The organism is Rhizobium sp. 16-488-2b (genome assembly GCF_017741815.1).
Classification (GTDB): Bacteria; Pseudomonadota; Alphaproteobacteria; order Rhizobiales; family Rhizobiaceae; genus Rhizobium.
Map to the genome: position 1 here is coordinate 75,794 of NZ_JAGHMF010000002.1, position 19,498 is coordinate 95,291.

Below are 19,498 nucleotides of genomic sequence, written 5' to 3' on the forward strand. Positions count from 1 at the left end.
TCCGTTTCAGGCCGGTTCAGAACTTTAACGATGAATGAAGAGACATTGACCGATCAGGGCGCGGCGGCGGCGGCGGACGTTGTGTCACTGTGCTGTTCGCAGTTCGGCGTGCAGGATAGAACCGTGCGCTCGGTCTGGCGGAATACGCGCACTGTGTTGGCTTCGTCGATCGATACGAGAATACTCTGATCCAGGATGGCGTTGCCGTCGGCATCGAGCAGGACGAGATTGGTGCTGCCGAAACTGCGGCCTGTCAGCACGATGGTCTTTGCGTCGGCGACCGTCGCATCCGCCACCTTGGCATTGCCGACGATAACCTTGCTGACTGGACGGTCGAGCTTCAACACGCGCGCCTGATCCATATAGACCCTGAGCATCTGCTGCTGTTGGGCGAAGGCCGGGACGCAGACAGTTGTACAAGCCGCGGCGGCGGCAAGAACACTGGCAAGGACTAGCCTTATGCCGCTCGATGACATCTGGATTCTCTCACGATCACGACGCTAACTTACCGAGAGCATAGAAAAAAATGGTGCATGAAACCTTAATACCGGGGCGACCCCGTCCATAACGAGACGTTAACGCGCTGTGAGCAGTACTGAAACGAGACAGGTCGCTTCGACGGCAGCCGATCAGGTAACGGCATTGGGCAACGGCCTATCAGAAATCCCTTATTCAGCAGTAACTTCCGCACGATATTTAAATATTTACCGAACTACTGAATCGGTTACTTACCATAGGGGGCGAGTGCTTCTGATTTACATATTAGTAACCCATTTTTTTAAGCCGATCGAAAGAGCGGTTCGTTAGGTTGTGCTCATCCGATCAACGGCAAACAGTTGGCGGACGTGCTGAACATCAACTGGAGTTAGGAGTTATCATGACCAAGCTTGTAAGCCGTTTTCTGAAAGACGAATCCGGCGCGACCGCAATTGAATACGGCCTGATCGCAGCGCTCATTTCCGTAGCGCTCATCACCGGCGCCGGCGCACTCGGCAGCAAACTGAACATCATGTTCAACAACCTGTCGAACACGATCGCCAACAAGACGCCGGCTGCTCCCTGATATCGCCTAAGGCGACACGATATACGCCAGACCTTAACAGGTCTGGCGCTAAACATGGGCTCACTGGCACAGTGGGCCTTTTGTCTTAAGGATCGATAGCAGAATGATCGCAGCTTCCGTCTTTGTGATATTCCCGCTGTGCCTCGCAGTCGCGGCATTTTCCGATCTGTTCACGATGACGATCCCGAACAGGATCTCCATCATCCTCATCGCGTCGTTCTTCGCCATCGCGCTTCTCACTGGCATGCCGCTTGCCGAGATCGGCAGCCATGCCGCTGGCGCGCTTGCTGTCTTTGTCGTCTGCTTCATCCTGTTCGCCACCAACACGATGGGCGGCGGGGATGCCAAGCTCTTGACGGCGGCAGCACTCTGGTTCGGCCTTAGCACCGCCATCGTCGAGTTTCTCGGCTATGTCGGCATTTTCGGCGGCCTGATCACTTTGCTCATCCTGATAATCCGGATGCAGACAAACACCATCCTTGCGATCGGCCTTCCGGTTCCGAACTCCATTCTTCTCGCCAAGAAGATCCCGTATGGTATCGCCATTGCGATCGGCGGCTTTCTGGCGTTTCCGTCTTCCCCGCTGTTCATAACGGCGCTGGAAGGCCTGAAATAAAGGCGCTTAAGCGCTCGTTAACCTAAGATCGAAGTCTTTCGTTAACTATAATTACACCAATTGGAGCCAATTCTCCGGAACGAATATTTCGATTCCTTGGGGAACGCCTGATGAAACCCGCGCGCATATTGATCCTTGGAGTGGCTGTCGTCGCCGCCGGTCTTGCCGGCGTTCTGGCGATGAGCCTTGCCGGCCGCGGATCGGTCGTGACCCAGGTGCAGCAGGTGGTCGAGAAGGAACCGACCGTCAACGTTCTGGTCTCCAGCGCCAACCTGCCTGTCGGCGCGCGATTCGATGACAAGGCCGCGCACTGGATGGCGTGGCCGCAAGGCGGGGTCGTCCAGGGCTTCATCACCGAAACCGACAAGCCTGACGCGATCAAGGAGCTGCAGGGCGCCGTGGTGCGCATGCCGATCTTTGAAGGCGAGCCGATCCGGGCGGAAAAGATCGCCGATTCCAACAGCCGTATCATGTCGTCGCTGCTGCCCTCGGGCAAACGCGCGGTCGCCACCGAAATCTCGGTCGCAACCGGTGCCGGCGGCTTCATCCTGCCGAACGACCGTGTCGACCTGATCATGGTGCGCAAGGAAAAGACCGGCGAGAAGTATCTGACCGAGACCGTGCTCAACAACGTTCGCGTGCTCGCCATCGACCAGCAGATCCAGGAAAAGGACGACGGTTCCAAGGCCGTGGTCGGCACGACCGCGACGCTGGAACTCACCCCCGACCAGACCAAGGTTCTCGCCGTGGCGCAACAGATGGCCGACCGCCTGTCGCTGGCGCTGCGCTCTGTCGCCGACGCCCGCGAGCCGGACACCAAGGCCGCCGACTACCTGCTGAGCGGCGACAATGGCAGCTCCATCGTTCAGGTCATCAAGTCAGGCGCGATCGTCACCGACAGCGCGCCTTCGAAAGCCGAGTAGAGGAAACGGACATGGGCAACTCAACACGGCACATGAAACATCTGATGGCAGGCTGCCTGTCGCTGACGGTCGGCTTTACCGGCGCTGTGCCTGACTTCCTCTTCCCCGTGGTCGGTGTCAGCGCCGCTGAGGCAGCGGCCGACGGCATGGTCAATATCACCCAAACCGGCTCGGGCGCGCATCGCAGCCTCAAGCTCGGGCTCAAAAAGGCTATCGTCATCGACCTGCCCGTCGATGCGCACGACATTCTCGTTTCCGATCCCGGCATGGCTGACGCCGTTACCCGATCGTCGCGGCGCATTTATCTGTTCGGCAAACAAGTCGGACAAACCAACATCTTCATCTTCGGCGCCGACGGCCAGCAGATCGTCAGCCTCGACATCGCCATCGAGCGCGATGTCAGCGGGCTGCAGACCAACCTGCGCCGCTTCATCCCGGATTCCAACATCAACGTCGAGATCGTCTCGGACAACATCGTTCTGACCGGAACAGTACGCACGCCGCAAGACGCGGCGCAGGCCGCCGATCTGGCTGGTGTGTTCCTCAAGGGCGGCGAGGCAACGACGCGCGAAAAATCGGTGAGTGGCTCCGGCGGCGACGGCTCGGTGGCGCTGTTTGCGGAAAACCGCCAGCAATCGCAGGTGATCAACCTGCTGCAGATCGAAGGCGAGGACCAGGTCACGCTGAAAGTCACGATCGCCGAAGTTCGCCGCGAGATCCTGAAGCAGATCGGCTTCGACAATCTGGTTTCCAATTCCGGCGGCCTCAGCGTCGCTCAGCTCGGCGCGCCGAATGCCAGCGCAGCAACCGCGACGCTCGGCGGCGGTCTGGCGGCGCTGTTCAAGAGCTCGATCGGCAAATACGACATCTCGACCTATCTGAGCGCGCTGGAACAGGCCAAGGTCGTGAAGACCCTTGCCGAACCGACGCTGACGGCAATTTCCGGCCAGGCGGCGACCTTCAATTCCGGCGGCCAGGTCCTCTATTCGACGACCGACAACGACGGCAACGTCACCGTCACCCCCTACAATTACGGCATCAGCCTCGGCTTCAAGCCTGTGGTGCTGTCTTCCGGGCGCATCAGCCTGGAGATCAAGACCAACGTTTCGGAACCGGCACCGTCCGTCAGCGGCTCCGCGCCGACCTACCAGCGCCGTTCCGCCGAGACCTCCGTCGAGCTTCCTTCCGGCGGCTCGATCGCGCTGGCGGGCCTTATCCGCGACAACGTCGCACAGACATCGAACGGAACGCCAGGTGCCAACAAGATCCCGTTGCTGGGCACGCTGTTTCGCCAGCGTACCGTGCAGCGTGAAGAGACCGAGCTCGTCATCATCGCGACGCCCTATCTCGTGCGTCCCGTCGCCCGCAATCAGCTGAACCGTCCCGACGACAATTTCAGCCCGGAGAACGACGGCGCGGCATTCTTCATGAACCGCGTCAACAAGGTCTATGGCGGAAAGACGCCGGTCGCCGACGCCCAGTTCCACGGTTCAATCGGGTTCATCTACAAATGAGCGAAGCGGGATCAGCAATGGCACAACACAGAGACACGCCGATGGCCAAGATCAAGACCAGCGCCCGTCACCGCGGCTTTTCGATATCGCTTATCGCAGCTGCCCTCGCCGCCGCGACGCTGTCAGGCTGCGCCTCGCGCGACGACCTGACCACGGGCGGCATTCCCGACGATTACCGCCAGCGCCATCCGATCGTGGTGACGGAAGCCGAGCAATCGGTGGACATCCCTGTCGCCTCGACCGACCGCCGCCTGAACACCGCACAGCGCGACATGATCCGCGGCTTCGCGCAGAACTATGGCTCGCGCGCCACCGGCCCGGTATACCTGCTGACCCCTGAGGGATCGCCGAACTCCAACGCCGCCCGCCAGCTGCGCGGCCAGGTGCGCGCCGAACTCTCCGCACGCGGGATCGCGAGCTCGAAGATCGTCAACAGCTCCTATGTGACGCTCGACGCCAAGGACGCGGCACCGATCCGCCTCACCTTCGTCGGCACCACGGCGATGACCTCGCAGTGCGGTCAGTGGCCGAAGGACATGATCAACGACTTCAGCAACCAGAATTACTACAATTTCGGCTGCGCGACGCAGAACAACCTCGCGGCACAGATCGCCAACCCCGAAGATCTCGTCGCGCCGCGCGGCATGACCCCGATCGACGCGACGCGCCGCAACGCCGCCATCAAGGAATATCGCGAACGCACATCGAACATCGAAGACGTCGGCGGCAGTTCCGCCGGCAGCTTCTGATCAGGCTGGGATTGACGATGAGCACGGTTGAATACGACATCACCAACGCCGCCGACCTTCAGCAGGCCGAAGACGCCATGCGCATGGGCGAGCTGGAAAACATGCGCCCGCTGCCGCGCATTTCGGTGCATGCCTTCTGCGAGAGCGAGGAACTGCAGCGGGTGATGGAGCGCTGCGGCAACGACCGCCGCCTATCGAAGGTCAGCCTGCGCATCACCAGCGGCGGCATCGCGGCCGCGGCCAACATGTTCGCCAGCGCGCCGACGCCGAACCTGATCATTCTCGAGACCCGCGCCGGCAGCGCCGGCCTGCTCAACGAGCTGGCACCGCTCGCCGCCGTCTGCGATCCCTCGACCAAGGTCATCATCGTCGGTTACCACAACGATATCGCACTCTATCGCGAGCTCATCCGCAACGGCATCTCCGAATACATCGTTCAGCCGGTTGCCATGCCCGACATCATGACGGCGATGGCGACGATCTTTGTCGATCCAGATGCCGAGCCATTGGGGCGCAGCATCGCCTTCATCGGCGCCAAGGGCGGCGTCGGCGCCTCGACCATCGCGCATAACTGCGCCTTCGGTATTTCGCGGTTGTTTTCGACCGAGACGATCCTCGCGGACCTCGACCTGCCCTACGGAACCGCTAACATCGACTTCGACCAGGATCCGACGCAGGGGATCGCAGAAGCGGTCTATGCCCCGGAGCGCCTGGACGAGATGTTCCTCGACCGCCTGCTGACGAAGTGCTCCGAGCATCTTTCGCTGCTGGCCGCGCCCTCCATCCTCGATCGCGCCTATGATTTCGACGGACATGCCTTCCAGCCGGTCATGGAGGTGCTGCAGCGCAGCGCGCCGGTGACCGTGCTCGACGTGCCGCACGCCTGGTCCGAATGGACCCGCTCTGTACTCGGTGCCGCCGACGAGGTGGTGATCTGCGCGTCGCCCGATCTTGCCAATCTGCGCAACACGAAGAACCTGATCGACGCGCTGCGCAAGATGCGGCCGAACGACAAGCCACCTCATCTCGTTCTCAACCAGGTGGGCATGCCGAAGCGTCCCGAGATCAGCCCGTCTGATTTCTGCGAGCCGCTGGAATGCGAGCCCGTCGCCATCATCCCGTTCGACGGCAACCTTTTCGGAACGGCTGCCAATAGCGGCCGGATGATCTCGGAGATGGATCCGAAATCGCCGACGGCCGAGACCTTCTCACAGCTGTCGCACATCGTTACCGGGCGCATCGCCGTCAAGAAGGCGAAGAAGAGCAGTCTTCTCAGCCTCCTGAAACGCAAGTAGCCCACCAGGAGTGGAATAAGGCATGTTCGGAAAACGCGGAAACGAAGGATCTGGCAAGGCGGGCGGCACGATCGCGCCACCGCCGCCTGTTGCTGCGCCTTCCTCGTCGTCGGCGCCCGCCGTCTTCGTCGAGCCGCAGCGCGAGCAGGCACGCCAGCAGGTGGCGCCGCCGCCGATGCAGACGCCGCAGCGCAAGCGCCCTGCCCGCACCGACGAATATTACGACACCAAGGCGCAGGTGTTCTCGGCGCTGATCGACACGATCGACCTCTCGCAGCTCGCCAAGCTCGACGGCGAAAGCGCGCGCGAGGAAATTCGCGATATCGTCAACGATATCATCACGATCAAGAACTTCGCGATGTCGATTTCCGAGCAGGAAGAACTGCTCGACGATATCTGCAACGACGTTCTCGGTTACGGTCCGCTGGAGCCACTCCTGGCGCGCGACGACATCGCCGACATCATGGTCAACGGCTCCGGCAAGACCTTCATCGAAGTGGGCGGCAAGACGCTGGAATCGGAAGTGCGCTTCCGCGACAACGCCCAGCTCTTGTCGATCTGCCAGCGCATCGTCAGCCAGGTCGGCCGCCGCGTCGACGAATCCAGCCCGATCTGCGACGCCCGCCTTCCCGACGGCTCACGCGTCAACGTGATTGCGCCGCCGCTCGCCATCGACGGCCCGGCGCTCACCATCCGTAAGTTCAAGAAGGACAAGCTGACGCTCGACCAGCTGGTGCGCTTCGGGGCGATCACGCCCGAGGGCGCGACGCTGCTGCAGATCATCGGCCGCGTCCGCTGCAATATCGTCATCTCCGGCGGTACCGGCTCGGGCAAGACGACGTTGCTCAACTGCCTCACCAACTACATCGACCGCGACGAGCGCGTCATCACCTGCGAGGACACGGCCGAACTGCAGCTGCAGCAGCCGCATGTGGTGCGGCTCGAAACCCGCCCGCCGAACATCGAAGGCGAAGGCGAGATCACCATGCGCGATCTGGTCAAGAACTGCCTGCGTATGCGCCCTGAACGCATCATCGTCGGCGAAGTGCGCGGACCGGAGGTCTTCGACCTCCTGCAGGCGATGAACACCGGCCACGACGGCTCGATGGGCACGATCCACTCCAACTCGCCGCGCGAATGCCTCAGCCGTATCGAATCGATGATCGCCATGGGCGGCTATTCGTTGCCGGCCAAGACGGTTCGCGAAATCATCTCGAACTCGATCGACATCGTCGTCCAGGCCGCGCGTCTTCGCGATGGATCGCGCCGCATCACTCAGATCACCGAGGTGATGGGCATGGAAGGCGACGTAATCATCACCCAGGATCTGATGCGCTACGAGATCGAAGGGGAAGACGCCTCGGGACGGATCATCGGCCGGCACAAGTCGACCGGCATCGGCAAGCCGAATTTCTGGGATCGCGCCCGCTACTACAACGAAGAAAAGCGGCTCGCCGCGGCGCTCGACGAGATGGAAGAGAAGTCGAAGGATTAGGATTATGTTCGGTTTCGATCCGATCGTGCTGGGTATCGTGCTGCTCGTGGCCATTTCGGCCGGCGCGGTCTGCTACGGCCTGCTCTTCTCACGGATGGAAACCGAAAAGAAGGCGGCAAGCCGCGTCAGCCGGGTCGCATCCGCCGAACTCGACAAGCAGAACGTCAAGGCCGCCCGCGACCGCGTCCAGGAAATGTCGAAGCGTCGCAAGTCGATGCAGGACAACCTGAAGGATCTCGAAAAGCGGCAACAGGAAAACGCCAAGAGAAAGCTCACGCTGAAATCGCGCCTGACGCAGGCCGGCATCTCGATCACGCCCGGCCGGTTCTACATGTTCAGCGCCATTTTCGGCCTTGTTCTGATGTTTCTCGCATTCCTGGCCGACGCTCCCACCATGGTCGTCCTCGGCCTGCCTATCGTGGCAGGACTGGGATTGCCGCGCTGGATCCTCAGCTTCCTGATCAAGCGCCGTCAGAACAAGTTCCTCGACGAATTCCCGAACGCGCTCGATGTCATCGTACGGTCGATCAAATCAGGCCTTCCGCTGAACGACGCCATCCGGTTGATTGCCAACGAGGGCAAGGAGCCGGTCAAGGGCGAGTTCCGTCGCGTGGTCGAATCCCAGCAGATCGGCCTCAGCGTGCCCGACGCCTGCACGCGCATGGGCAACCACATGCCGCTGCAGGAAGTGAACTTTTTCGCGATCGTCATCGCCATTCAGTCGCAAGCGGGCGGCAACCTCTCCGAAGCGATCGGCAACCTCGCAAAGGTGCTGCGCGAGCGCAAGAAGATGAAGGCAAAGGTCAAGGCGCTCTCGATGGAAGCCAAGGCATCGGCCGTCATCATCGGCGCACTGCCGTTCATCGTCGCGACCCTCGTCTACCTGACGTCGCCGCAATACATGATGGTGCTGTTCACCGACCCCCGCGGCCACCTGATCATGGGCGCTTCGGCGGTGTGGATGTCGATCGGCATCTTCGTCATGCGCAACATGGTCAATTTCGATATCTAACCGAGGCAATGCGATGTCGTCCGATCTTGCGAGTTCCCTGACCGATCCCTCGATGCTGATCGCGGTGCTGGTGGCGCTGGCGGTGTTTGCGACGCTCTACACGCTCGCCATCCCCTTCTTCGAGCGCGGCGATCTCAACCAGCGCATGAAGGCGGTCTCGACGGAGCGCGAGCAGATGCGCGCCCGCGAACGCGCGCGGATGAACGCGGAATCGACCGGCAGCAAGGCGTCGCTGCGCACGCAGAACAACCGCTCCGTTCGCCAGATCGTCGAGCGCTTCAACCTGCGCGAGGCGCTGGTCGACGAGAACACCATGAACAAGCTGCGCGCGGCGGGCTATCGCTCGGAAAACGCGCTCAACATGTTCCTGGTCGCGCGCTTTCTCCTGCCTTTCTGCTTTTTCGCGCTGGCGATCTTCTGGGTGTTCGGCCTCGACCACCTCGTCGACAAGCCGACGCCGATCCGCTTTCTCGCGACGCTCTGCTTTGCCTATGTCGGCTTCTACGCACCGAATATCTTCATCTCCAACAAGATGAAAAAGCGGCAGCATTCGATCAAGCGCGCCTGGCCGGATGCGCTGGACCTGATGCTGATCTGCGTCGAATCCGGTATCTCGATCGAAGCCGCGATGCGTCGCGTTTCGGAGGAACTCGGCGAGGCCTCTCCGCCGCTCGCGGAAGAGATGGTGCTGACGACGGCCGAGCTTTCCTTCCTGCCCGATCGCCGCGTGGCGCTCGAAAATCTCGGCACGCGCACGCAGATCCCGATCGTGCAGTCGGTCGTGCAGGCGCTGATGCAGGCCGATCGCTACGGTACGCCGATCTCGCAGGCGCTGCGCGTTCTTGCCCAGGAAGGCCGCGACGAGCGGATGAACGAGGCGGAGAAGAAGGCCGCCGCGCTGCCGCCGAAGCTCACCGTGCCGATGATCCTGTTCTTCCTGCCGGTTCTGGTCGCCGTCATTCTCGGCCCGGCCGGTATCCAGGTCGCCGACCGGTTCTAAGAGCAGCGGCCGTTAGCACAGCCTATTTTTAGGATGGACCGCCACGCTGGGTCGTGTGACATTCAAAGACGCCACCCCCACCCACGGACCATTGCCATGTCGTCGCTCAGTGTCTTTCTCAGCATTATCGCAACGCTCTCGATCGGCGCGATGAGCCCGGGGCCGAGCTTCGTTCTCGTTTCCAGGATCGCCGTGGCGCGCTCACGCGTCGACGGGCTTGCGGCGGCCGCTGGCATGGGTCTCGGCGGCGTTCTGTTCAGCATACTGGCGCTGGCGGGGCTGACAGCCCTGCTCTCGCAGTTCGGCTGGCTCTATCTGGCGCTGAAGGTCGCGGGCGGGCTCTATCTCGCCTATATAGCCTACAAGATCTGGCGCGGCGCGAGCGAGCCGCTTGAGATCGGCGAGACGACCGCCGCCAGCCGCGCCGTCGGCCGCAGCTTCATGACAGCGTTCCTGACGCAGGTCAGCAATCCGAAGACAATCGTCGTCTATGCCAGCATTTTCGCGGCGCTCTTGCCGAAGACCATTCCGCTGGAATTGTTCGTGGCGATCCCGCTTGGGGTCTTCGTCGTCGAGGCCGGGTGGTACACGATCGTGGCGCTGGCTTTCTCGGCCCGGCACCCGCGCCGGATCTATCTCGCCGCAAAGAAGTGGATCGACCGCGCGGCCGGCGCCGTCATGGCCGGGCTTGGCCTGCAGCTTGTCGTGACGGGCCTGAGCGGCCGGTAGGCTTTAATCAGTTGGCGCTGCTTGTTTCAGCGCCCACATCCTTGGCGGCGAGCTTCTGCCAGGAATTCTGCTGCGACATCATCGAGCGGAGATAGGCGACGTTGGCATCGGCCTGCTGCGGCGAGAGTTCGCCACGGGCGATCTTTTCCGCTTCCGGGAAGCGGCCCTGCAGGCCGACGACGAGCGCGAGATTCTGGCGCACGCGGCTATCGGCCGTCGGCTGGGCTGCTGCCTGACGCAAATAGGTTTCGGCGGTCCGGAGATCGCGGGTGAGCACGTAGGACATGCCGAGGTTGGAGAGGATCGACGGCTCGCCCGGCTGCAGATCGAGCGCGTCGCGATAGCGCTGGCGGGCCTCGCTCGAACGGCCGAGCTGATCGAGGATGGCGCCCTCAGCGGAGACGAGCTTCCAGTCGGGACGGTCGGCCGTCTGGGCGCGGCCGATGGTGTCGAGCGCCTGCTGCAGCTGGCCGGCGGCGGCCTGCGCCTTGCCATAAGCTGCGAGCACGTTGCGATCCTGCGGATTGGCGATCGCCACCTGCTGCATGACGGCGAGCGCCTGGGCGTCCCTGCCCTGCATGCGCAGGAGATTGGCGTAGTTGACGCCGTTGACGGGATCGCGCGGGTTCTTCTCGTAGGCCTGACCGACGCGATCGGTGGCGGAGCGCACTTCCTGATCGTTCATCGTCTCGACCGGCTTGTTCAGCGCGACCGGGATGGAGCCCGTCGTCATCCTGTCCTTGGTGGTGTTGCAACCGGCCAGCATCAGGGCCAGCATCGCGGTTGCCGCGCACTGGAGGAGACGGGTTTTCGAAGTGGTGTCGACCAAAGCAGCCATCGCGGTTTCCTGAAATCAGAAATCGGCGCCTGACCTAAAAGCGGAACAGGGAAAGGCTTTGACGCAATCTACGCTCAAGCAATAGTCTGTTAACCCTAACGGAACGTTAAAATATGATTCCCGGACGCCCCCGAAGGATAAACAATGCCCCCGTTCCAGTTCATCGAGAGACCGACCCCCTTCAACTCCAAGGGCGGCCAGACCCTGCCGATCTTCGCCGTCACGCCGGCGCATATCGAAACTGGGACGATTGATCCGATCGCGCTCGATTGGGCGAAGAAGGCGGGCTACAAGGCCGAAAGCGGCTCGCTGCTGCTGATCCCGACTGCCGAAGGCCATCTCGGCGGCGCTCTCTTCGGCCTCGGCACCAATCCTTCCGAACAGCCCTATATCACCGGCAAGCTGGCGCGCGCGCTGCCGGCGGGCGACTGGCATATCGAGACGGCGCCGCTGACGGCCAACCGGCTGGCGCTCGGCTTCGGCCTCGGGAGCTACCGCTTCGACCGCTACAAATCCGAGAAGCAGCCGGCCGGCACCCTGATGATCCCACGCGATGCCGATGCCGCCGATATCAAGCGGCAGCTGGCCGGCGTCTTCCTCGCCCGCGACCTGATCAACACCCCCACCAACGACATGGGCCCGAACGAGCTGGAAGCGGCGTTCCGCGGGCTTGCGGCGCACTACAAGGCGGAGATCTCGGTGATCTCGGGCGACGATCTCCGGCATAATTTCCCGCTGGTCCACACGGTCGGCCGCGCCAGCGCCGACGCGCCGCGACTGATGGAACTGCGCTGGGGCAAGAAGGGTCATCGCAAGATCACGCTGGTCGGCAAGGGCGTGTGCTTCGACACGGGCGGTCTCGACATCAAGCCCGCCTCCTCGATGCTTCTGATGAAGAAGGATATGGGGGGTGCGGCCAACGTCATGGGCCTGGCGCTGATGATCATGGATGCCAAGCTGAAGGTCGACCTGCGCGTCGTCATTCCCGTGGTCGAGAACTCTATTTCGTCGAACGCCTTCCGCCCCGGCGACATCTACAAGAGCCGCAAGGGTCTGACGGTGCAGATCGACAACACCGACGCCGAGGGCCGCCTGATCCTCGCCGACGCGCTGGCCTACGCCGACGAGGAAGAGCCCGACCTTATGATCGACATGGCGACGCTGACGGGGGCTGCGCGCGTGGCGCTCGGACCCGACCTGCCACCCTTCTTCACCGACGATACCGATCTCGCGCGCGACTTGATGGAATCGAGCATCGAGACCGACGATCCGCTCTGGCGGCTGCCGCTTTATGCCGGCTACGAAAAGGATATCCGCGCCAAGTTCGCCGACATCACCAATGCGCCGGCAGGCGGCATGGCGGGCGCGATCACGGCGGCGCTGTTCCTGAAGCGCTTCGTCAGCCATGCCAAGAGCTGGGCGCATTTCGACATTTACGGCTGGGCGCCTTCGGAGCGTCCGCATTCGCCCGGCGGCGGCGAGGCGCAGGCGATCCGGGCGCTTTACCACCACATCCGCGAGAGCGTGCGCTAGACTCCGATCGTTAAAATTTTATTCACCCTGTGGGGCGGCAGATTTGCCGCCCCATTGCGTTGTGCGGATACGTGCCGGAAAATGGAACGCAGGCGTAACGAATGCGGGAGGGGCCGTGCCGATCGAATTGACCGCATCGCAGGCGCTCGGGCTCTGGCATGGCGTCTCGCTCGACCAGGTTCGCCACGACGACCGCGATTTGACATTGCGCCAGATGGCGATCCTGCTGCATATCTATCTCGTGCCGCCGCCGCATACCGTGCGCGGACTGGCCGCCGAGCTCAATGTGACCAAGCCCGTCATCACCCGGGCGCTCGATACGATGGGCGAGATGGGGTTGGTGGACCGGGTGCGCGATGACAGCGACCGGCGCAACGTGCTGATCAAGCGCACCGTGGGCGGCGCGCTTTACCTGGAAAAACTGGGCGACCGCGTGCGTGAGCACGGGCGCCGGCTGTGACTTTGAGGACAAGACCATGACCACGCTCGACCGCCGCCTGCACGCCTTCAGGGACGACCTCGCCGAGCGCGGGCTGGAAGGACAGGTCACGGCGCCGCGCTTTACCGACGGGACGCCGGCGCGCATCGTAATGCCAGTCGTGGGGCTGCGGCCGCGGCCGGACGCGACCGTTGGTATCGACACCGAGCTCTTGTTCGGCGAGGACGCGACCGTGCTCGACCGCGCGGATGGATGGTGCTGGATCAAGGCGCGGTCGGACAACTACGTCGGCTACCTGCCCGAGAGCGCCGTGAGCGAAACCTCGCCCGCGCCGACCCATATCGTGACCGTTCAGCGCACCTTCCTCTATCGCGAGCCGGAACTGCGCAAACCCTATAACGACATTCTTTCGATGGGCAGCCGCGTGGCGGTCGCCGGCACCGCCGAGGCGCGCGGCAACCACTATGTGACGCTGGAAGACGGCACGGCGATCTTCGCCAAGCATGTGCAGCCGATCGGCGCGCTTGACGGCGAGGACTATGTCGATATCGCCGCCCGTTTTGTCGAAACGCCCTATCTCTGGGGCGGCCGCTCCGGGCTTGGGATCGATTGCTCCGGGCTGGTGCAGCTTTCCATGCTGATGACCGGCCGCGCCGCGCCGCGCGATACGGACATGCAGGCATCAGCGCTCGGCACCCCGATCACCCGCGAGGAACTGCGACGCGGCGACCTGGTGTTCTGGAAGGGGCATGTGGCGATCATGGAGGATGCGGAGACGATCCTGCACGCGACCGGCCATACCATGACGGTGGTACGCGAGAATTTCGAAGAGGCCGTCCAGCGTATCGGCTGGCTCTACGAGCAGCCGAACGGCTATCGCCGGCCTGTTAACTGACCGGCGGTTTCGGCCACGATGTGACGCCGCCGGACCAGGTCTCGAAGGCTTTCGACAGTCTCAGAACGCGCATGTCGTCGAAGCGGGGGCCGACGATCTGCAGGCCGATCGGCATGCCGGATTTCGAGAAGCCGCAATTGATCGACGAGGCCGGCTGCTCCGACATGTTCCAGGGAACGGTGAAGGCGATGTGCTCGAAGGGGCGGGCCGGATCGTTGGTCGGCGAGGCCCATTCGGCCGGATAGGAGACGATGGGATTGGTCGGCGAGATCACCGCATCGACCGTTTCGAACAGGGCGCCACAGGCCTTGCGCATCTCGATCGTCTGGTTGAAGCCCTTCACGGCGGCGACGCCGCTGACATCGGCCCCGCCCTTCGCCCAGCCGTAGATATAGGGAAGGATGCTCTCGCGGCGCTCCTCACTCAGCCCCTCGATATCGCCCCAGAAGCGGGCGCGCCAGAAATTGTCGAGCCCATCCAGCATCGCCCGCGACAGCACCGGGCCGACAGGGACGATGACGGCGCCGGCTTTCTCGAACTGTTTCGCCGCCGCAACGACCGCCGCCTTCACGTCGTCCTCTGCATCAAGGCCGCAGCCCGCGTCGAGCATCAGGCCGATGCGCATGCCCGAGAGGTTGATGCCGAGATCCGTCCAGTCGATATCGTTGGGCGGCAGGCTGGTGCCGTCGCGCCAGTCCGGCCGCGAGAGCGTTGCCATGGCGAGCGCCGCATCATCGACCGTACGCGTCATCGGCCCGGCGCAGCGGCCGACGTAATAGGGATCGACGGGGATGCGGCCATGGCTGGGCTTGAAGCCGAAGATACCGGTCCAGCCGGCCGGGAGCCGCACGGAGCCGCCGATATCGGTACCGATATGGAGCGGGCCATAGCCAGCTGCTGCCGCTGCCGAGGCGCCGGCGCTAGAACCGCCAGGGTTCTGCGTGACATCCCACGGGTTGCGGCTGAGCTTGTGGAAGCTCGACAGGCCGGACGAGAGCATGCCGTAGTCAGGGCATGTGGTCTTGGCGAAGATGATGGCGCCATCCTCGCGCATGCGGGCGGCGATGGGGGCGTCGTCGAGCGCCGGCGTCAGCTCCACGGCCCTCGTGCCGAGCGGCACGGGCTGGCCTTTCGTAGCGATCAACTCCTTCAGCGTGACCGGGATGCCATCGAGCGGGCCGAGCGTTTCGCCCTTAATCCAGCGCTCGGTGGAGGCCTTGGCCTGGGCGCGGGCGGCTTCGGGATCGTAGAGATAGAGCGCGGCGATGTGCGGCTCCCAGGCGGCGATATGCGGCTCCAGCGCCAGCCAGTATTCCAGCGGAGACAGGCTCTTCGCCGCAAAGTGCCGCTTCAGGTCGCGGATGCTCAGGTCGATCTCGGTCATGGCGCGGTCTTTCAAAATGACATCATCAAATCAACGGCTGGCCTCGCGGGGATCGAGCAGGTCGCGCAGGCCGTCGCCGAGCATGTTGAAGCCGAGGACGGAGAGCGCGATGGCGAGGCCGGGGAGGATGGCGAGCCAGGGAGCAAGAGCAAGATAGGTCTGCGCATCGGCCAGCATCCGCCCCCAGCTCGGCGCCGGCGGGGCAAGGCCGAGACCGAGGAAGCTGAGGCCCGCTTCGGTGAGCACCGCGAGGCCAAGCTGGATGGTCACCTGGACGATGAGCTGGCTCATGATATTGGGCAGCACGTGGCGGAGCGAGATCGCCAGCCGCGTATTGCCAAGCGCGCGGGCGGCGAGCACGTAATCGCGGCTCCAGGCCTGCAGCGCGCTTGCGAGCGCAACTCGGGCAAAGACCGGAATGAGGAAGGTGGCGATGGCGGCGATCGCCGTCAGCCGGCCGCCGCCGAGGAAGGCGCCGAGCATCATCGCCGAAAGGATGGGCGGGAGCGCGAAGATGACGTCGCAGACGCGCATCAGAAGCGTTTCGAAGATGCCGCGAAAGGCGGCTGCCGCAAGACCGGCGATGGTGCCGAGCGTGCCGCCGATGGCGACAGCGACGATCGCGATCGAGAGCGAATTCCAGCAGCCGACCATCAGCATGGAAAGCACGTCGCGGCCCAACTGATCGGTGCCGAGAAGGCCGAAGCCGAGCGGTGGCTGCAGCTTGTGGATGATCTGCATCTTGGCCGGCGGCAGCGGTGTCCAGACGAGCGACACGAGCGCGATGGCCACCAGGCAGGCGACGATCACGGCGCCGATGATGAGGTTGACGCGCTTGACGCCGCGCATGCGGCGGCGGCCGATATTGGTTGCGGTCGAGACCAGGGGCGCCATCTCAGATCCCCTTTCTCAGACGCGGGTCGATCGCGAGATAGGAGAGATCGACCAGGAAATTCATGAGGATGACGAGGCCGGCGAAGAACAGCACCACATCCTGCATGACGACGATATCGCGCTGCGACAGCGCCTGATAGGCGAGACGGCCGAGGCCGGGGAGATTGAAGACATTCTCGACCAGCACGGCGCCGGCCACCAGGAAGGTGGCTTGCAGGCCGAGGATGGTGAGGATCGGCACCAGCGCATTGGGCACCGAATGGCGCCAGAGCACGGTGGCTGCCGACAGGCCCTTGGCGCGGGCGGTACGGGTGAAATCCTCGTGCAGCGTGTCGAGCACCGCCGAGCGGGTGACGCGGGTGAGCACGCCCGCCTGCGGCAGGGCCAGCGCGACGGCCGGCATCAGCAGGGCCTTCAGCGCCGGCCAGACACCGGCGCTCCAGCCCGGAAAACCACCCGCCGGCATCAGGCCGAGCGTGGTCGAAAACAGGATGATCAGCACCAGCGCCACCCAGAAGGCGGGGACGGCGATGCTGACCTGCGAGAAGACGGCCGCGATCGCATCGACAATGCCGCCGCGCCTGGAGGCCGCGGTGACGCCGAGGGGGATGGCGATGGCCACGGAGAGCAGGATGGCGATGAGGGCGAGCGGCAGGGTGACGGCGAGGCGCTCAAGGATGAGGCCGGCGACGGGGACGCCGTAGGTGTAGGAACGCCCGAGATCGCCGGTGAAGACGCCTGCCAGCCATTCGGCGTAGCGTATGAGGAGCGAGCGGTCGAGGCCGAGTTCATGGCGGAGCGCCGCCAGCGTTTCCGGCGAGGCCGAGGTGCCGAGCATGATCGAGGCCGGGTCGCCGGGCAGCATGTCCATGACGGCGAAGATCAGCAGCGAGACCACGAGCAGCGTGAGGACGAGGCCGGCGACGCGACGGAGCACGAGGGCGATCATGCGGCGGCTCTCGGGGTGGAGGGAAGATGGGGCGAGCTGCCCGCTACGAATCTCTTCTCCCCAGTGGGGAGAAGGTGGCGGCAGCCGGATGAGGGGGCCGCGGGCTCAGCGGTTGGGTTACCCCCCTCTGTCCTGCCGGACATCTCCCCCACAAGGGGGGAGATCGGCAAGTGGTGAGGTTCCGGCCAAACAATGAGAGTGGAACGAGCGGGTGAGCCAAGCCAATCTCCCTCCTTGTGGGGGAGATGCCCGGCAGGGCAGAGGGGGGCAACCTTGGTGGGGCGATGATGTTTACGCTCAGCGTCCGTAGCCCCCTCATCCGACCCTTCGGGCCACCTTCTCCCCATCGGGGAGAAGGGAAGAGGTCGGCGCGAGCGGTCCGCCACACGTCCCTTCGCCCCAACGGGGAGAAGGTGCCGGCAGCCGGATGAGGGGGCCGCAAACTCGGTGATTACCCTAACCTCTCCATCCTCTCCCACCAACACAAACCCTCCCGCCACCTATTCGTCCCAGGAGACGTTGGTCAGCACGTTCGACGGGATCGGCTCGTTTTCCCAGAGGCCTTTCAGCTTCTTGTCCCAGACGCCGAGCTTGGGCATGACGAAGAGGAAGAGCGCGGGGACGTCGTCGGCGAGGATGGTTTGTGCCTCGGCGTAGATCTTGGCCTGCGCGGCCGGGTCGGTGGTTTCCTGGACCTTCTTCATCAGCGCGTTGAAGGCAGGGTTCTTATAGTTGAAGTAGTAGGGATCACGCGAATAGATGTCGATGTCCATCGGCTCGGCATGGGCGACGATGGTCATCTGGTAGGCGCGGTCCTTCATCACGTCCTGGACCCACTTGGCCGGGAATTCTGTGGGCTCGATGGTCATGGTGACGCCGATCTCGGCGAGCATGGCCTGCATGACCTCGGCGCTGCGCGGCGCATAGGCCATCTGCGGCGACTTGATCGTGAAGGTAAAGCCATCGGGGTAGCCGGCCTCGGCGAGCAGAGCCTTGGCCTTTTCCGGATCGTAGGGCAGCTTGGTCGTCAGGTCGACATAGCCGGGATCATTCGGCGTGTAGTGGCTGCCGATCGGCGTTCCCAAGCCGGACCAGGCGCCTTCGATCACCGTCTTGCGGTCGATCGCCATCATCAGGGCTTGGCGCACGCGCTTGTCGTTGAAGGGCTTTTCGGCATTGTTCATGCCGGCCACGACCTTGAGCTCGGTGTTGCCGATCTTGGTCATCAGCCTGGCGTCGCCGTCGAACGAGGTCATCAGCTCGGGTGCTGCGAATTCGGGGATGGCGTCGACGTCGCCGGATTTCAGCGCGGCTGCCTGCGCCTGCGGATCGGCGATGAAGCGGAAGGTGACCTTGTCGAGCGCGACCGAGACATCCTTGTTCCAATAGCCGGCGTTCTTTTCCAGCTCGACCTTGTCACCCTTGGCCCAGCTGACGAACTTGAACGGGCCGGTGCCGACGGGCTTGGTCTTGTCGTCGGCGGCCGAGTTCGGCGCCACCATGACGGAGGCCGGCCAGCCGAGCCAATAGAGCAGGCTGCCGGTGGGCTCGGAAAGATGCAGCACCAGTGTCGCGGCATCGGGCGTATCGATCGAAGAGATGGAGGCGAAGAAGCGCTTCTGCGGATTGACGGAATCCTTGCCGCGGGCGCGGTCGAGCGCGAACTTCGCGGAAGCGGAATCGAAGGCCTGCCCGTCATGGAAGGTGACGCCTTCGCGCAGCTTGAACGTGTAGGTCAGTCCGTCGGCCGAGATCTCCCAGCTTTTCGCCAGCTGCGGCTGAACCTTGCCGGCCTCGTCGATCGTCACCAGGCCCTCGAAGACGTTCTGCCAGGTGACCTGGCCGATGGCGACGGGGGCGGCGATCGTCGGGTCGAGGCCTGTGGGCTCGATGGTCATGCCGAGGCTGAGCGTGGTCTTGGCGGCTTCAGCCGGCGTCAGGCTGAGCATCACCAGGCCGGCCGAGACGGCGGCCCCAAGCGAAAGACGACGAACGAGGCGCGCGGAAGGCGCGAGCGAAAGCTTGATCATCATGTCCCCTTCATGGCCGCCGCTTGCTGCAACTGGCCGATTGCCGATAGAGTGTCATTGCGCCTGTGCACACACAATGACGATTTTGTGTGCTCAGTGTAGCCGAAAGAGCTACACAGGAATTTCCCGCTCGATGCAAG

At 63.5% G+C, this 19,498-nt stretch carries 19 protein-coding genes; 13 read left to right on the forward strand and 6 right to left on the reverse strand.

Going from position 1 to position 19,498, the window contains the following annotated elements; genetic code table 11:
• Positions 1 to 53: 53 nt before the first annotated feature.
• On the reverse strand, positions 54 to 476 hold the full coding sequence (locus J5286_RS00870; RefSeq protein WP_209188727.1) for a pilus assembly protein N-terminal domain-containing protein: 423 nt from the start codon (positions 474 to 476) through the stop codon (positions 54 to 56).
• A 401-nt stretch (positions 477 to 877) separates the two neighbouring features.
• On the opposite strand from J5286_RS00870, the gene J5286_RS00875 reads away from it, so the two are divergent.
• The 10 genes from J5286_RS00875 (at position 878) to J5286_RS00920 (ending at position 10,396) form a co-directional block, all read left to right on the forward strand.
• Complete coding sequence (locus J5286_RS00875; protein ID WP_209188726.1) at positions 878 to 1,063, forward strand: Flp family type IVb pilin; 186 nt, start codon at positions 878 to 880, stop codon at positions 1,061 to 1,063.
• Positions 1,064 to 1,166: 103 nt separating this feature from the next.
• Positions 1,167 to 1,679 (forward strand): A24 family peptidase, encoded by a 513-nt coding sequence (locus J5286_RS00880; protein ID WP_209188725.1) that lies wholly within the window; start codon positions 1,167 to 1,169, stop codon positions 1,677 to 1,679.
• A gap of 110 nt (positions 1,680 to 1,789) precedes the next feature.
• Entirely contained in the window at positions 1,790 to 2,602 is an 813-nt protein-coding gene (gene cpaB / locus J5286_RS00885) for a Flp pilus assembly protein CpaB (protein WP_209188724.1), read from the forward strand.
• A gap of 11 nt (positions 2,603 to 2,613) precedes the next feature.
• Positions 2,614 to 4,116 (forward strand): type II and III secretion system protein family protein, encoded by a 1,503-nt coding sequence (locus J5286_RS00890; protein WP_209188723.1) that lies wholly within the window; start codon positions 2,614 to 2,616, stop codon positions 4,114 to 4,116.
• A 17-nt stretch (positions 4,117 to 4,133) separates the two neighbouring features.
• Positions 4,134 to 4,865 (forward strand): CpaD family pilus assembly protein, encoded by a 732-nt coding sequence (locus J5286_RS00895; protein ID WP_209188722.1) that lies wholly within the window; start codon positions 4,134 to 4,136, stop codon positions 4,863 to 4,865.
• A gap of 17 nt (positions 4,866 to 4,882) precedes the next feature.
• Positions 4,883 to 6,160 (forward strand): CpaE/TadZ family protein, encoded by a 1,278-nt coding sequence (locus tag J5286_RS00900; protein WP_209188721.1) that lies wholly within the window; start codon positions 4,883 to 4,885, stop codon positions 6,158 to 6,160.
• A gap of 22 nt (positions 6,161 to 6,182) precedes the next feature.
• Positions 6,183 to 7,655 (forward strand): TadA family conjugal transfer-associated ATPase, encoded by a 1,473-nt coding sequence (locus J5286_RS00905; RefSeq protein WP_209188720.1) that lies wholly within the window; start codon positions 6,183 to 6,185, stop codon positions 7,653 to 7,655.
• A 4-nt stretch (positions 7,656 to 7,659) separates the two neighbouring features.
• A complete protein-coding gene (locus tag J5286_RS00910; protein ID WP_209188719.1) occupies positions 7,660 to 8,667 on the forward strand; it encodes a type II secretion system F family protein in 1,008 nt (335 codons plus the stop codon).
• A gap of 13 nt (positions 8,668 to 8,680) precedes the next feature.
• Positions 8,681 to 9,667 (forward strand): type II secretion system F family protein, encoded by a 987-nt coding sequence (locus J5286_RS00915; RefSeq protein WP_047506661.1) that lies wholly within the window; start codon positions 8,681 to 8,683, stop codon positions 9,665 to 9,667.
• Between the two features lie 96 nt (positions 9,668 to 9,763).
• Positions 9,764 to 10,396 (forward strand): LysE family translocator, encoded by a 633-nt coding sequence (locus J5286_RS00920; protein ID WP_209188718.1) that lies wholly within the window; start codon positions 9,764 to 9,766, stop codon positions 10,394 to 10,396.
• 7 nt (positions 10,397 to 10,403) lie between these two features.
• On the opposite strand, the gene J5286_RS00925 is transcribed toward J5286_RS00920, so the two are convergent.
• Complete coding sequence (locus J5286_RS00925) at positions 10,404 to 11,234, reverse strand: tetratricopeptide repeat protein (RefSeq protein ID WP_209188717.1); 831 nt, start codon at positions 11,232 to 11,234, stop codon at positions 10,404 to 10,406.
• A 144-nt stretch (positions 11,235 to 11,378) separates the two neighbouring features.
• Here J5286_RS00925 and J5286_RS00930 point away from each other — a divergent pair, with 144 nt between their 5' ends.
• The 3 genes from J5286_RS00930 (at position 11,379) to J5286_RS00940 (ending at position 14,101) form a co-directional block, all read left to right on the forward strand.
• On the forward strand, positions 11,379 to 12,767 hold the full coding sequence (locus tag J5286_RS00930) for a leucyl aminopeptidase family protein (protein ID WP_113197223.1): 1,389 nt from the start codon (positions 11,379 to 11,381) through the stop codon (positions 12,765 to 12,767).
• 115 nt (positions 12,768 to 12,882) lie between these two features.
• Positions 12,883 to 13,227 carry a MarR family transcriptional regulator gene (locus J5286_RS00935; protein ID WP_018899175.1) on the forward strand — a complete coding sequence of 115 codons (345 nt, stop codon included), beginning with the start codon at positions 12,883 to 12,885 and terminating at the stop codon, positions 13,225 to 13,227.
• A gap of 16 nt (positions 13,228 to 13,243) precedes the next feature.
• Entirely contained in the window at positions 13,244 to 14,101 is an 858-nt protein-coding gene (locus tag J5286_RS00940; protein WP_209188716.1) for a C40 family peptidase, read from the forward strand.
• On the opposite strand, the gene J5286_RS00945 is transcribed toward J5286_RS00940, so the two are convergent.
• The 4 genes from J5286_RS00945 to J5286_RS00960 all read right to left on the reverse strand — a co-directional run bounded on the left by J5286_RS00945 (position 14,094) and on the right by J5286_RS00960 (position 19,358).
• Complete coding sequence (locus tag J5286_RS00945) at positions 14,094 to 15,485, reverse strand: amidase (protein WP_209188715.1); 1,392 nt, start codon at positions 15,483 to 15,485, stop codon at positions 14,094 to 14,096. The two genes, J5286_RS00940 and J5286_RS00945, sit on opposite strands and share 8 nt — an antisense overlap.
• Positions 15,486 to 15,515: 30 nt before the next feature.
• A complete protein-coding gene (locus J5286_RS00950) occupies positions 15,516 to 16,379 on the reverse strand; it encodes an ABC transporter permease (RefSeq protein ID WP_209188714.1) in 864 nt (287 codons plus the stop codon).
• 1 nt (position 16,380) lies between these two features.
• Positions 16,381 to 17,328, reverse strand: coding sequence for an ABC transporter permease (locus J5286_RS00955; protein ID WP_209188713.1), 948 nt, complete (start codon positions 17,326 to 17,328; stop codon positions 16,381 to 16,383).
• Positions 17,329 to 17,828: 500 nt separating this feature from the next.
• Entirely contained in the window at positions 17,829 to 19,358 is a 1,530-nt protein-coding gene (locus J5286_RS00960; RefSeq protein ID WP_209188712.1) for an ABC transporter substrate-binding protein, read from the reverse strand.
• Positions 19,359 to 19,498: the final 140 nt, after the last annotated feature.

Coding starts and splice junctions, on each gene's coding strand:
- J5286_RS00870 (WP_209188727.1), bottom strand. CDS start 476: ATGTCATCGAGCGGCATAAGGCTAGTCCTTGCCAGTGTTCTTGCCGCC.
- J5286_RS00875 (WP_209188726.1), top strand. CDS start 878: ATGACCAAGCTTGTAAGCCGTTTTCTGAAAGACGAATCCGGCGCGACC.
- J5286_RS00880 (WP_209188725.1), top strand. CDS start 1,167: ATGATCGCAGCTTCCGTCTTTGTGATATTCCCGCTGTGCCTCGCAGTC.
- cpaB (WP_209188724.1), top strand. CDS start 1,790: ATGAAACCCGCGCGCATATTGATCCTTGGAGTGGCTGTCGTCGCCGCC.
- J5286_RS00890 (WP_209188723.1), top strand. CDS start 2,614: ATGGGCAACTCAACACGGCACATGAAACATCTGATGGCAGGCTGCCTG.
- J5286_RS00895 (WP_209188722.1), top strand. CDS start 4,134: ATGGCACAACACAGAGACACGCCGATGGCCAAGATCAAGACCAGCGCC.
- J5286_RS00900 (WP_209188721.1), top strand. CDS start 4,883: ATGAGCACGGTTGAATACGACATCACCAACGCCGCCGACCTTCAGCAG.
- J5286_RS00905 (WP_209188720.1), top strand. CDS start 6,183: ATGTTCGGAAAACGCGGAAACGAAGGATCTGGCAAGGCGGGCGGCACG.
- J5286_RS00910 (WP_209188719.1), top strand. CDS start 7,660: ATGTTCGGTTTCGATCCGATCGTGCTGGGTATCGTGCTGCTCGTGGCC.
- J5286_RS00915 (WP_047506661.1), top strand. CDS start 8,681: ATGTCGTCCGATCTTGCGAGTTCCCTGACCGATCCCTCGATGCTGATC.
- J5286_RS00920 (WP_209188718.1), top strand. CDS start 9,764: ATGTCGTCGCTCAGTGTCTTTCTCAGCATTATCGCAACGCTCTCGATC.
- J5286_RS00925 (WP_209188717.1), bottom strand. CDS start 11,234: ATGGCTGCTTTGGTCGACACCACTTCGAAAACCCGTCTCCTCCAGTGC.
- J5286_RS00930 (WP_113197223.1), top strand. CDS start 11,379: ATGCCCCCGTTCCAGTTCATCGAGAGACCGACCCCCTTCAACTCCAAG.
- J5286_RS00940 (WP_209188716.1), top strand. CDS start 13,244: ATGACCACGCTCGACCGCCGCCTGCACGCCTTCAGGGACGACCTCGCC.
- J5286_RS00945 (WP_209188715.1), bottom strand. CDS start 15,485: ATGACCGAGATCGACCTGAGCATCCGCGACCTGAAGCGGCACTTTGCG.
- J5286_RS00950 (WP_209188714.1), bottom strand. CDS start 16,379: ATGGCGCCCCTGGTCTCGACCGCAACCAATATCGGCCGCCGCCGCATG.
- J5286_RS00955 (WP_209188713.1), bottom strand. CDS start 17,328: ATGATCGCCCTCGTGCTCCGTCGCGTCGCCGGCCTCGTCCTCACGCTG.
- J5286_RS00960 (WP_209188712.1), bottom strand. CDS start 19,358: ATGATCAAGCTTTCGCTCGCGCCTTCCGCGCGCCTCGTTCGTCGTCTT.